This is a genomic window from Haloferula sp. BvORR071, assembly GCF_000739615.1.
Lineage (GTDB): Bacteria > Verrucomicrobiota > Verrucomicrobiia > Verrucomicrobiales > Akkermansiaceae > Haloferula.
This window is the reverse complement of the sequence record NZ_BATP01000047.1, coordinates 69,471-81,821: the sequence shown is the minus strand read 5'-3', so window position 1 is coordinate 81,821 and position 12,351 is coordinate 69,471. Positions and strand designations below refer to the sequence as shown.

General features: G+C 64.9%; 9 protein-coding genes. 4 read left to right on the top strand and 5 right to left on the bottom strand.

Features of this window, described 5'->3' with window-relative positions:
- Positions 1–29: 29 nt before the first annotated feature.
- Positions 30–800, bottom strand: a complete 771-nt coding sequence (gene tpiA, locus BV071_RS24445; protein WP_035612740.1) for a triose-phosphate isomerase — start codon at positions 798–800, stop codon at positions 30–32.
- A gap of 44 nt (positions 801–844) precedes the next feature.
- Positions 845–2,041, bottom strand: coding sequence for a phosphoglycerate kinase (locus BV071_RS24440; RefSeq protein ID WP_035612934.1), 1,197 nt, complete (start codon positions 2,039–2,041; stop codon positions 845–847).
- Positions 2,042–2,164: 123 nt separating this feature from the next.
- Here BV071_RS24440 and BV071_RS24435 point away from each other — a divergent pair, with 123 nt between their 5' ends.
- Together BV071_RS24435 and BV071_RS24430 are read left to right on the top strand one after the other, a co-directional pair.
- A complete protein-coding gene (locus tag BV071_RS24435; protein ID WP_035612737.1) occupies positions 2,165–4,183 on the top strand; it encodes a sigma-70 family RNA polymerase sigma factor in 2,019 nt (672 codons plus the stop codon).
- A 5-nt stretch (positions 4,184–4,188) separates the two neighbouring features.
- On the top strand, positions 4,189–5,559 hold the full coding sequence (locus BV071_RS24430) for a hypothetical protein (RefSeq protein ID WP_265594825.1): 1,371 nt from the start codon (positions 4,189–4,191) through the stop codon (positions 5,557–5,559).
- 104 nt (positions 5,560–5,663) lie between these two features.
- Here BV071_RS24430 and BV071_RS24425 read toward each other — a convergent pair whose 3' ends face one another.
- Positions 5,664–7,790 carry a SpoIIE family protein phosphatase gene (locus BV071_RS24425; RefSeq protein WP_265594824.1) on the bottom strand — a complete coding sequence of 709 codons (2,127 nt, stop codon included), beginning with the start codon at positions 7,788–7,790 and terminating at the stop codon, positions 5,664–5,666.
- A 160-nt stretch (positions 7,791–7,950) separates the two neighbouring features.
- Between BV071_RS24425 and BV071_RS24420 the strand changes: the two genes are divergently transcribed.
- Positions 7,951–8,577, top strand: coding sequence for a PEP-CTERM sorting domain-containing protein (locus BV071_RS24420; RefSeq protein WP_035612726.1), 627 nt, complete (start codon positions 7,951–7,953; stop codon positions 8,575–8,577).
- A 161-nt stretch (positions 8,578–8,738) separates the two neighbouring features.
- On the opposite strand, the gene BV071_RS24415 is transcribed toward BV071_RS24420, so the two are convergent.
- A complete protein-coding gene (locus BV071_RS24415) occupies positions 8,739–9,851 on the bottom strand; it encodes a DUF5009 domain-containing protein (protein WP_035612723.1) in 1,113 nt (370 codons plus the stop codon).
- 181 nt (positions 9,852–10,032) lie between these two features.
- Between BV071_RS24415 and BV071_RS24410 the strand changes: the two genes are divergently transcribed.
- On the top strand, positions 10,033–10,713 hold the full coding sequence (locus BV071_RS24410; protein WP_052573844.1) for a zf-TFIIB domain-containing protein: 681 nt from the start codon (positions 10,033–10,035) through the stop codon (positions 10,711–10,713).
- 17 nt (positions 10,714–10,730) lie between these two features.
- Here the strand turns inward: BV071_RS24410 and BV071_RS24405 are convergent, their stop codons facing one another.
- Positions 10,731–12,314 carry a sigma-70 family RNA polymerase sigma factor gene (locus BV071_RS24405; RefSeq protein ID WP_035612720.1) on the bottom strand — a complete coding sequence of 528 codons (1,584 nt, stop codon included), beginning with the start codon at positions 12,312–12,314 and terminating at the stop codon, positions 10,731–10,733.
- Between the last annotated feature and the right edge of the window lie 37 nt (positions 12,315–12,351).

Sequence of the window (12,351 nt, the reverse complement as noted above, 5' to 3'; positions counted from 1 at the left end):
GGCTTGCAAAGCCGCTCTCCTAATCCAAATCAACCCGGAGCCCCGTTCTGGATGATATCCAGGAAGCTCTGCGGCTCCAGCGAGGCACCACCAATGAGGGCACCGTCGATGTCCGGGCAGGCCATCAGCTCGGCGGCGTTGCTCGGCTTGACCGAGCCACCGTATTGGATGCGGATCTTCGCGGCGCTGTCATTGCCGAATTGCTCGGCGACGAGGGAGCGGACGAAAGCGTGGGCTTCCTGCGCTTGGGCGGCGCTGGCGGTGACGCCGGTGCCGATGGCCCAGACGGGCTCGTAGGCGATCACGGTGTCGAGCAGGTCGCGCTCCGTGAGGCCTTGGAGGCCAGCGCTGACCTGGGTGCGGAGAACCTTCTCCAGACGGCCGGTTTCGCGCTCTTCGAGAGTCTCGCCGATGCAGAAGATCGGCTTCATGTTCAGCTCGCGGGCCTTGCGGACCTTGGCGTTGATCACCTCATCGGTCTCGCCGTAGATCGCGCGACGCTCGCTGTGGCCGAGGATCACGTAGTGCACGAAGAACTCCTTGAGCATCATCGCGCTGACCTCACCGGTGTAGGCACCGGAGTCAAACTGCGAGCAATTCTGCGCCGCGAGGGCGATGCTGGAGACATTCCCCATGATTTCCGCAGCCTTGGTCAGGGACACGAAGGGCGGTGCGATCACGATATCGCAAGGAAAGGTCCGGTTCTGGACCTTGGAGAGGAAGCTGCGGGCGAAGTCCTCCGTTTCGGAGGGCCCCTTGTTCATCTTCCAGTTGGCGGCAAAGATCGGCTTGCGGAACATGTGCGGACTGATGGGTGCGGATGAATAGCGGGATTCGGGCCAAGTCAAGCCTCAGTCAGTGCGGCCACGCCGGGAAGCACCTTTCCTTCAAGCAATTCCAGCGAAGCGCCGCCGCCGGTGGAGATGAAAGTCATGTCGTCGTCGAGGCCGTACTTGTTCACGGCGGTCACGGAATCGCCGCCGCCGACGATGGTCACGGCGTCGGCCTTGGCCATGGCCTCGGCCACGGCCTTGGTGCCCTTGCCGAAGCTATCGATCTCGAACACGCCCATCGGGCCGTTCCAGATGATGGTCTTGGCCTTGGCCACTTCCTTGACGAATTCCTCGATCGCGATGTCGCCGATGTCGATGCCTTCCCAGCCATCCGGGGTCTCGCCGCCCTTTTCGTAGGCGCCGGTGCACTTGGTTTCGGCACCTTCCTTGAATTCCTGGGTCACGCGGGTGTCGGCGGGCAGCAGGAACTCCACGCCCTTGGCCTTGGCGGTGGCGAGGATCTCAAGCGCGAGGTCCAGCTTGTCGGCCTCCACGCGGCTGTTGCCGGTCTTGTAGCCCTGAGCCTTGCGGAAGGTATTGGCCATCGCGCCGCCGATCAGGAAGGCATCGGCCTTTTCCATCATCTTGGAGATCACCTGAATCTTATCGGAGACCTTCGAGCCGCCCATGATCACCAGGAAGGGGCGCTCGGGGTTCTGGAGCTTGCCGTCCAGGTATTCCAGCTCGCGCTCCATCAGGAAGCCCATGGCGCTCTTGGGGATGAAGTGGGTCACGCCTTCCGTGGAAGCGTGGGCGCGGTGGGCGGTGCCGAAGGCGTCGTTGACGTAGATCTCAGCCTTGCCAGCCAGAGCCTTGGCGTAGTCGGCCTCATTGGCCTCCTCCGCGGGGTAGAAGCGGGTGTTCTCAAGGAGAAGGACTTGGCCGGGCTGGAGGGCGGCGCGCAGGGCCGCGGTTTCCTCGCCAATGCTGTCCGGAGCCAGCTTAACTTCCTGGCCGAGGATCTCGGCGAGGCGGGCGGCGGCGGGGGCGAGGGAGAATTTCGGCTCCGGTCCGCCCTTGGGACGGCCGAGGTGGGAGGCGAGGACCAGCTTGGCGCCGCCCTTGAGCAGATGCTGGATCGAGGGCACGGCCGCCTGGATGCGGGTGTCATCGGTGATGGTGCTGCCGTCCAGCGGGACATTGAAGTCCACACGCATGAGGACTTCTTTTCCGTTCACGTCGAGGTCGCGGATCGAGAGCTTGGCCATGCGGCGGGGTAGCTGCCCGAGGCCTTGCAAGTCAAGCATCGCTTGGGTGCGTTCCCGTCGGATTCCTCATCGCGGAAGATTTTTGTCCCATCCGGGCTGGATCCGGACACTTTGGTGCGAACGATGGAGATTTATTCCGAAATTTCCGGGGCGTCCGATGGGGAGCTCCTGCGGAACTGGCTGGAAGGCCAGCGGGAGGCGGCATTCCGGGCGCTGGTGCGGCGCTACTCCGGTTTGGCGCTAATGACCGCGCGGCGGAGCTGCGGTGGGGATGACTCCTTGGCGGCGGAGGCGGCCCAGCTCACCTTTATCCTGCTGGCGCGCAAGGCGCCGGAACTTCTGGGCTGTGCCTCGCTGGGCGGCTGGGTGCATCGCACGGCCCTGCTGCAGGCCCGCAATCTCCTGCGGACCGCGCAGCGCGAGCAGCGGAAGCGGAGTCAGCTGCTCCACGCCTCCATGGGTCCGGGCGCATTCTCGGCCGGAGACCGCTGGCAGGCGCTGCAACCGATGCTGGATGAGTCACTGGAGGCGCTGCCCGCGAAAGACCGCGAGGCGCTGCTGCTGCGCTTCTACCGGGCGCTCGGCGTGCGGGAGGTCGGCACCGCGCTGGGGATCTCGCGGGAGGCGGCACAAAAGCGGATCGACCGGGCCTCGGAAAAGCTGCGGGCCCAGATCCTGCGGCGTGGCGGGTCGCTCGCCGGGATCACGGTGACCTCGCTGGGGACGACCCTCGCGGCTGGCTTCGGGGCGGAGGCGCAGGCCGGGGCGGCACTGCCGCTGGCGGCGGGTTTTGCGAAGACGGCATTGGCAAGCGCGGGAGCGGCATCTTCGTCCACCGGCACATCACTTTTCCTAAGCAGCATGGGCATGAAGGCATCATCGATGGTCGCGGTGCCCTTGGTGGCGCTGCTGGTCGGCGGCGTGTGGTTCGCCAGCCAACGGCTGGCGATCGGCAAGCTGGAAGAGGAGAACGCGGCGCTGGCCGGGAAAATGACGCTAGCCAGCGGCGCCGCGAGTACCGCCGCGAAGCCCAAGACGCTGCTGCCCACCGCGCTGGACCAGCGGCCGGTGGACTGGAAGGCCGTGGGGGCGGCCTTGGCACAGGTCGGCGCGCCGAAGGGATCACTCCGCTACCTCAACGATTCCCTGGCTCTGCGGGAGCAGATCCGGGACATGAACCGGGAGCAAGTGCTGGAAGCGCTGGCGGAGGTGGACGCCTTGGTAGTCAAGGCGAGCTTCATGCACGATGACGATGTCGGCGAGATGACCTTTGCGTTCAATGCGCTCTACGCCTCGCTGGCGGCGAAGGATCCCCGAGCGGCTATCGAGCGTAGCATGGCGAAGGACCGGCCGGAACAAGTGCGCTACAAGGTGATCCTTGAGGAGTGGGTGAAGAAGGATGCTGCGTCTGCCGGAGAATGGGTGGATGCCCTCTTTGCGGAGAAAAAGAAGGGCGACTCCAAGGCGCGGAATGAAGCGAGGAGATCCGCCAGCGAGCTCTTCTACGCGCTGCTGCGGGACCACCCGGAAGACGCCAGCCGACGCGCAGCAGCGCTGCCCGAGGGCGAGCGGACCCTGCTGCTTCGCCAGGACTTCGAGGTGCTTGAACTGCCGGAAGAAGATCAGGCAGCCTTCGCCGGAATCCTGCGCGAGCACTTCGGGGATTCTTCCCGTCAGGCCGCGATCGCGCGGACCTTTCTGGGACGCGTTTACACCGACAAGTCGCAGACCCTGAGCTACGCGCAGTTGGAGAACTATCTCCAGCGGATCGAGGCGCGGCCGGATGAGATCGCAGCCTGCATCCGGGGACTAGCGGAAGCAGGACGCTTCGAGCGGAGCGGCAGCGGACCTGCGGGCTTGAAAGACATCGAGACGCTGCGGGCTTGGACGGAAGAGCACACAGCAGGGGAAAGGCCGAAAGTGATCGCGGCAGCACTAAGCAATAGCCTGACTCCGGCGAACTATGCGGAGCTGGCTGAATACGCGCTGGAACGTCATGCGGCGGGAGATGGCGACGCCGTGTTCCGGCCCTTCTTCCAGCCTCCCCTTTCCCGTAATCGCCGCGAGCTCGCGCAGAGGATGCTTGAGAAGGTCACGGACGAATCCTTGCGGAGCGAAGCTCAGGAGGGCTTGTCGCGATGAAGCGCATGCAGTCGGCCAGAAGGGTTGCGGCGGCGCTGCTTGTGCTATCGGCGCTGGTGCTGGCCGCGGCGTGGCGGGATCAGGGGCGCTTGGCAGCCCTGCAGGCGGAGCAGGCGGCACTGCGGGAGCGGGCGGAGCAAAGCAGCTTCCGGCAAGAAGCCGTGGGCCTCGCACTGCCGGCCAAGCTCGCGCTGCGGCCGGATCCGGAGGCGGAGGGCCGGCGGGTGGCGGCCAGCTTCATCGCGCACGTGCGGGAAATGGAGGCGCTGCAAGACGCAGCCTTGAATCGTCCGGACAAGGCTCTGCGCGAGCAGATGATCTCGCGCTTGGATGAAGTGGTCCGGCTCGATGGGCAGCAGTTGCGGATCTTGATCATCGAAGTGCTGGCATCCGGCGAGATCGATACCCGGCAGCGGGAAGATCTGATCGCTTACGTCTTCCCGAAGCTGCTCACGAAGGATCCGCGGGCGGCCTTCGGGCTTTTGTGGGAGAAGCCGGACCTGGATGCCATGTCCACGCTGGGCAAGCCCATGCGCCGCGTTTGGCTAAGCTACGCCATGAGCCAGTGGGCGGAGCAGGAGCCACAAGCTGCGCTGAGGTGGTTGCGGGAACATTCTCCCGGCCCGGATGCCGGAGTAGAGAACCTGCCGGACTTCACGCGCTCGGTGATCTACGGAACATCTCGTAGCAATCCGCGACTCGCGATGGAACTCGCCCGCGAATACGGCTTGGACAGCACAGAGATGGTCACGAGCATGCTGCAAGAGCATGGATACACCCGCACTCCCGAGCAACGCACGGAGGCCCTGATCCTCCTGCGCGAGTGGACCGCGACCACCACTGAACCGGCAGAGGCGCGGTGGAAGCCGGTGACGAATATGATGAGGGCGCTGGCCTTCGGCACCGCTCGGGAAGGTTACGAGCCGACCATGGCTTGGATCGAGGCGCAGAACTTCTCTGCCCAGGAACTGGTCACCATCGCGGAAGATGGTTTCGGCCCTGACGGCTACTATCGGGTGCGGGACGAAGACCGCGGCCGATGGTCGGAGTGGCTGGCAAAGGTGCTGCCGCCGGACAAAGCGAGGAAACCGATTCAAGAAGTCTTCAATGGTTGGCTGGGGGATGATCCCGAGGCTGCGAACCGCTGGCTGAGCGCCACGCCCGAGAGCCCGGCGCGCAGCGTGGCGATGGGCGTGCTCGTAGAGCGAACCATCTACACGAACCCGGAGGAGGCGCAGCGTCTCGTGTTTGCCTTGCCCGAGGGGGCGGATCGGGCCGAGCTGCTTGTGAAACTCTATCGGAATTGGCCCGGGGGCAGCGAGGAAGCGAGAGCCGCCGCGGAGAAGATGGCGGAGGTTTATGGGGTGGGACGGTGAGAGGCGGAAAACGAAGGGCGAAGTGAGTGCCGCCTTGGCGGAGGACAAGAAGCGGACTCGGCGGCCCTGTGGAGAGCGGGAATCGAAGGTGTGGGATCTATAGCTCAGCCCTGCCGCGCCCCGGCCAGCGCCGCCGGATCCGCCGCGATATCCGGCACCGCTCCGGGAATCACTTCCACAGCCACCACGCAGACGTCGTCATCGTGGTGCTTGCGTTTCTGGAAGGCGGCCACTTCGCAGACGATCTTGGCGGGCATGGCGGCCAGCGGACCATCGAGCGCTTCGTCGAAGGTGGTGACCAGGCGCTGGATGCCGAAGTCCTTGCCGCTGGGGTTCTCCGCTTCCACCACGCCATCGGTGTAGAGCAGGAAGACATCGCCGGCGCGGATCGGCGAGGTGGCGGTCTGATAGACGGAATTCCCCAGCAAGCCCAAGGCAGGCTGGCGCTGGGCGCCGCTCCAGAGGAGCTGCGGCGGATTACCGGTGCTGCGGCGGGCGCGCAGCGGCGAGGGATGGCCGGCCACGGCCCAGCTCACCTTGCAGTCCCGGGTGTCCATCACCATGAAGAAGGCGGTCACGAAGAGCGTCTGGTGGCTGCGTTCGATGACCTCGCAGAGACCGCGATTGAGCAAGCCGAGGAAGGCCCCGGGATCGGCGGCGGCGCTGACATGGTTGCGAACCAGCGCGCGGAGGATGGCCGTGACCAAGGCGGAGCGCGCGCCGTGGCCCATCACATCCGCGATGAGGACGCCGGTGCGGTGCTCGTCGAGCTCGACCAGATCGAAAAAGTCGCCACCGACGGTCGAGGCAGGCTGATAGAAATGCGCGAAGCCAAGGCGCAGGGGGTCCTTGGCGAGGTGGGCCGGGGTTTCCGGGAAGCTGGTCGGCATCAGCGCGTTTTGGAACTCGCGGGCCATTTCGAGTTCCTCGCGGATCAGCGAGGTCTTGGAATCCACTTCCGCCTCCAACTCGCGGTGGTAGCGCATCACCTTGTCGGTCATCGCGCCGAAGTCCTCGGCCAGCTCTTGCACCTCGTCGCCGGTGTGGATCGATTGGATGCGCTGGAGGTCTTCCTCGGCGGTCTTGCGCAGGGCGAAGGCCTCGTGATCGGCAAGATTGCGATCATTCCTGAGGCGCGCGGTGGCTGCGACCGAGCGGGCGGCCTGGCCGAGCACCGCGATCGGCGTCAGGATCTTGCGGCTGACCAGAGCGTAACCGCAGAGCAGGCAGAAGAGGGTGGCGGCACCGGCACCGAGTCCGATCAAGGAAATCTGCCGTCGCAGGGGCGCGGTCACGGTGGCCTTGGGCGAGGAGAAGAGGACGTAGCCGCCGGGCTCGAACTTCCGGCGGTCCACGCTGCGCGACTGGATCGCCGCAAAACCGGTCATCCGCTCTTCGCCGCTGCCCGCCTTGGTCAGCGCCCAGCCATGATGGGCCACGCGGATGGTCATCAGCGACTCCGAATCGATCGAAGTCCCAAGCGCTTGGTAGCCGGCCTCTCCCGAGCGGGCGAGGATGCGGCCATCGGGCAAGAGGATCTCCAACTGGCCGTCGTCGCGATCCCGCGAGGTCCGCAGTTGCTGGAAGAGCGGAGTGACATCCAGCACCAGCTTCGCGACGCCTTTCAGCTCACCGCTGCGGTGGATCGGCAGCACCACATCCAGCGAGAAGACGCCCGCGCTGTCATCGAAGTGCAGCACATCCGCCCACATGCTGCCCTCCGGCAGGTTGCGGCCGACGGTGAACCAAGCCTCGTCCGACTGGTCGTAATCACTGGTCTTGCGCGAGGCAGCGGCCAAGCGGCCCTGCGGATCGGCGACCATGACTTCGGCCACGGCCTTCCGCCCGGCGGTGAAGCGCAGCAGGCTCATCGCGCCGGGATTGCCCAGGATCTGGCGCAGCAGCGGGTCGTCCTCCTTCTTGGATTCCCACTGCTTGTCGATCTCCTTGGGCTCGGGAAGGCCGGCGGTGTGATCCTCCGCCAGGTAGTCCTGGAGCGAGGGATCCGCGGAGACCCAGCCCCAGAAGCTGCCGGATTGCGATTCCACGGCGCTCTCCAGGGAGCGCGAGAGGGCGCGCGCCTCGGCCTCATACTCGCGGGCCTTCGACTTTAGCAAATGATCGAAGCCCCAGGTCTGGAGCACCACGAACCCCACCGCCAGGGGCAGCAGGGCGGCGATGGCCAAAGCCAAAGCAAACTTCGCCCGCAGTCCCATGGATCGCAATTTCACTAGTGGCACATTAGAACCCGAGATCTTCGGTACGCCAGCAGGTTTTCGGTCAGGAGGCTCCCGCAGGAGCCGAACCGAATCCCACGCCTGTGTGAAGGGTTCTTCACGGCTTTCCACTAGGACAGGCAATGCCTGCCGTGGCAGCCTGCGGACCTTTGGCATGAAGTCCTCCACATCCACCATTTTCCGGCACCTCCTGTTCCTCGCCGTTTTACTCACACTGCCGCACGCGACGGCCGCCACCACCATCACCTTCAACGAGCTTGCCGACGGATTTTCCGTCACCAGCCAATACCAGAACCTCGGTGTGGTTTTCGCTTCCGAAGGAAATGGCGTCTACGCTTCGACCTTTGGCCAGTCCTTCCCGACCAATGTTATCATCGGAACCCGCCCCGGACAGGTGACCGATTCGGCATTGGTGGAGATCCTCTTTGTCGATCCTGCCCATCCCTCAAACCCCGGGATCTGCAATTTCCTGAGCGTGGATTTCAAGGATCTGCAACTCGCGGGTAACGGCATGTATGCCTACGACATCAACGGTAATTTCCTTGGCAGCGCCCTGAGCACGCGAACCACGGACAATCTGGGATCGATCATCACCGAGACCCTCACTCTTTCCATTCCCGGCATGCACCGGGTAGTGCTGGACGGAACGGGTGGCCGCGGCCAAGGGGATGTGGCATTCGACAATGTGACCATCGGCACGGTCGTCCCCGAGCCAGCCTCCGGGGCGGCCTTGGGGGCGAGCGCACTGCTGCTCCTGCTTCACCGGAAGCGCCGGGAATGATCGGAGCCCCGGATATCGGCAGACCTGCGACCAGCGTTCTCAAACCGGGACTTCCGCGACGTGCCTCAGTTTTTTCTGAACTAGGCTTGCCAAGCGGCCGTGGATAGTGGTGTCCGCCTTGGGTGTCCCTCGGCTGTCGTACTATTGACGTGGAATGGCGGCTAGACTCTGAGGAACGCCCGCTTCTTCCACAGGAAATAGAGCAGCAGCCACTCGATCAGCAGCACGCCGAGGATCAGCACGACCTCCTCCCACTTCCCGCAGTAGGAGGCGATGCCGCCGAAGAAGAAGTGCGAGATATCCGGGAAGGAGACGATTCCTTCAAGCAGGTAGATGGTGAGCGGGTTCATGCCGATCACCTCCAGCGGGAAGCTGAGCTTCTGGTTCGGGTGGAACTCGATCGCCAGGTAGAAGGCGGCGAAGGTCCAGATGCTGATCCCGGCGGCGAGCAGGTTGAAGGTGGAATTCCAAGCCGACTTGATCGGTGGATAGCCGAAGTGCCAGCAGAGCCAGCCGGCGAAGAGCAGGGCCGTGCCGGCGAGCAGCAGGTGGCCGGCCGCAGTGTGGGAGGGGCGGCCCCAGCCCTTCACATAGTCGCCGGTCATCACGCCGCCCAAGGTCAGGGCGGAGGCGGAGATGGTGCAGAGCCAGCCCTCGGGGTCAAAGACCACCCCATGCAGGCGGCCTGGCAGCCAGCCGCGGTCGAACCAGCCATTCACGACGCCTTCCGGGGTCAGCACGCCTGCGCCAACGCCGGGCACCGGGAAGAGCAACTGCAGCGCGGCGATCCCTAGCAGGATGAACAAGGCCCAGGCCGCGCGGCCCTTCCAGGTCTTGGTGAAAAGGTAGATCGTGGCGGCAATGCCGTAGCCGATACCGATCTGGCCGAGCACGCTGGCGTAGCGCTGGTGCGCGAAGTCGAACTGCAGGCCGTGGTTGTAGACGATACCTAACAGGACGAGGATGAGGACCCGCCGCCAGACTCCGGCAAGGACGCTGCCACGCGCCATTCCGCGGGAGAGCCGCTGGCCCAGCGCATAGGGCACGGACATCCCGGAGAGGAACATGAAGAGCGGCAAAATCAGGTCATGCAGCCGCAGGCCCTCCCATTTCACGTGGTCGTTCTGGAGCGCGAAGGAATCCAGCCAACCCACGTCCGTGACTTCAGCCAGAAGCTTGAAGAACTCGGCCAGGCCGATGATCCAGAGCATGTCGAAGCCGCGCAGGGCATCGAGCGAACGCAGTCGCGGGGCGGGTGCGCGGGAATCAGCCATCACGCTGCAAGGCTCGCGGGATGAGAGGGGAAAGCAAGCCCGGCTTTGCCAAGCTTCCGCCCCGCGGGCAGGAAGGAGCTGAAATCTAACGACCTGCGTGACCCGGGCCGCTCGTCCGGCTTGGAAAAGGGCCGTGGTAGTGGAATTGACCCGGCGGCCGATTCCGCGGACAAAGCCGGGCGTGAAGTGCGAGAGCTGCAGCGGACGCCTGGAAGGAGCGATGACCTTCTGCCCCTTCTGCGGGGTCCGGCAGGATGTGAACCTGCGGCAGATCCACTTCCGCGACCTCGGCACGGATGCCGCCCTCCCCTGCCCCGAGTGTGAGACCCCGCTCTCCGTGATCGAATTCGACGTCGAACCGAAGATCCGGATCGAGCGTTGCGGGACCTGCTTCGGCGCGTTCTTCAACCCCGGCGAGCTGGAGGCGCTGCTAGACGCGCAGACGAATCCGCTGGTGTGGATCGATCCCGTGCAGCTCCAGCAGATCGCAAAGGACTTCGGCTATACCCACCAAGTGGTCTACCGGAAGTGCCCGATGTGCGAGGAACGGATGAGCCACCTGAATTTCGGCGGCTCGAGCGGGGTGATCCTGGACCGCTGCGGGACTCACGGGGTCTGGCTGGAAGGCAGCGAACTGCGGCGGCTGACCGAGTGGTGGCGAGCGGGTGGCAAACACCTGCACCAGCAGAACGAGGCGGCGAAGGCAAAGATGTTCTACACCAAGCCCAGTGGCGGGTCGGATCGCGTGCCGATGATGGGCACCACGGAGCCCGAACAGGAATCGAAGTGGGGCGAAAAGGTGGACACCGGCGTGAGCATCGCCTGGGTGATCGCGGCGATCGCGTCCTTGTTCTTGGACTGAGTCCCTTCCCCCTCCGGCTACTTCTTCCCTTCCGAAGGTGCCAGGAAGTTACCGTTGGTCATACCCTCCATCATCTGGGCGGCCCCGCGCATGATCTTGCGGGTGGAGGTGATCTGGGTCTCGAATTCCTCGAGTGTCATGATCCCCTTCTCCCCGGCCTCGGTTTCGGCCTCCTTGGTCGATTTCTTGGCGGCGAGGGCGTCCTTGTAGGCCTTGCCTTGGGCGTCATCGAGCACGCGGAGCAATTCCTCGATGAAGATCGGATCATCCTCCGCGCTTTCGCTTTCGGTGCCGTCCAGAGCGAGGTTCAGGGCATCCTTCGGGAAGTCGAGGGACTGCCGGGCTGAGTCAAACTCCGCCTTGGTGATCTCCCCGCGCTTCAGGGCATCAGTGAGAAGCAGGGCCTCCACGAGCGACTCGGGCGCCTTCTTCAAGTCGGCGATCAGCTTGCGGGCCTCATCGGTCTGGCGCTTCATGGAAGCAGCCTGAAGCTCGCTGATCTTGGCCTTTTGCTCGTCGGTGAGGGTAATCGACTCGGCCGCCGCGCCAAGTGCTTCGCCAGGATCGTGGAACATCGCGTCGCCGAGCTGCGACTGGCTCGCGAAGTCCATGATGACCATGAGATCTTCCGTCATACCGATCACCTCATTGCTCAGGTGACCGGCGAGCTTGGTACGGGAATCGCCGTACTTCTCGCTGAGGCGGGCGGTGGCGGCGGACTTCGACTTGGCCCGGGCGGTGGTGCCCCCGGCATCCGCTCCGGGAGTGGCTTCCCCGGCACTGGCCGGGACCGGAGCGGATGCGGAGGCAGAAGACGGAGCGTTCTTATCCTTGGTAAGGGCAGGAACGGCAACGGCGGTAACTCCGGCAAGAAGGAGGAGTGCGGCGGCGGCGGAAATGGCTTTGTGGCTCATGATGATGGCGAGGATACTGGTGGAACTGGTAGCAGTGGCCGCCACGGCGGTGGCGGTGCTCAGGGCGGTACTGGAAAGGGATGCGGAAAGGCCAACCGGCGCAGGCGCGACGGCATGGGCCGGCAGGATGGTGGCGAGCACGGCGGAGGTGGTGGCGATACCGCGCTTGGCGAGCAGGGCGCGGAGCTTCTCCATCGCGCGATCAAGCCGCTTGCGGGTCGCCTCCTCCGAGAGGCCGAGCAGGCTGCCGATCGCGCTGTGCGACTTCTTCTCGTAGAAGCGCAGGACCACGGCGCGGCGCTCGAGCTCGGGCAACTCGTCGATCAGGGAGTCGATGACCGGTTCGAGTCGGGACCAATCGGGCGTCGGTTCGGGATTCATCGCGGGAGAGAGGGAAAAGGAATGTTCGCGGTGCTGGCGGGCCTGCTCGCTGCGGACCAGATCGACGGCGAGCGAGCGCGAGGTGCGGTGGAGCCAGGCGGCTAGCGGCACGCTGGCGGGAACGGCCGCAGGCTTGGCGGCAAGCTTGCTGAAGACCTGCTGGGCCACGTCGCGCGCCAGATCGGCATTCCCCGTCACGCGGCTGGCCACGCTGAAGACGAGATCGCAATGGCGGTCCACCAGCCGCCGGAACGCCTGCTCCGAGCGGGTGGCGGCGAAATCGCGGATGAGATCGTGGTCGGTCATGGCGTCTTACAAATATCATTCGGAGGCCCTCGGGGGA

Excerpts from the sequence above, each read along its gene's own strand:
- tpiA (WP_035612740.1), bottom strand. The coding sequence starts at position 800 with ATGTTCCGCAAGCCGATCTTTGCCGCCAACTGGAAGATGAACAAGGGG.
- BV071_RS24440 (WP_035612934.1), bottom strand. The coding sequence starts at position 2,041 with ATGGCCAAGCTCTCGATCCGCGACCTCGACGTGAACGGAAAAGAAGTC.
- BV071_RS24435 (WP_035612737.1), top strand. The coding sequence starts at position 2,165 with ATGGAGATTTATTCCGAAATTTCCGGGGCGTCCGATGGGGAGCTCCTG.
- BV071_RS24430 (WP_265594825.1), top strand. The coding sequence starts at position 4,189 with ATGCAGTCGGCCAGAAGGGTTGCGGCGGCGCTGCTTGTGCTATCGGCG.
- BV071_RS24420 (WP_035612726.1), top strand. The coding sequence starts at position 7,951 with ATGAAGTCCTCCACATCCACCATTTTCCGGCACCTCCTGTTCCTCGCC.
- BV071_RS24415 (WP_035612723.1), bottom strand. The coding sequence starts at position 9,851 with ATGGCTGATTCCCGCGCACCCGCCCCGCGACTGCGTTCGCTCGATGCC.
- BV071_RS24405 (WP_035612720.1), bottom strand. The coding sequence starts at position 12,314 with ATGACCGACCACGATCTCATCCGCGATTTCGCCGCCACCCGCTCGGAG.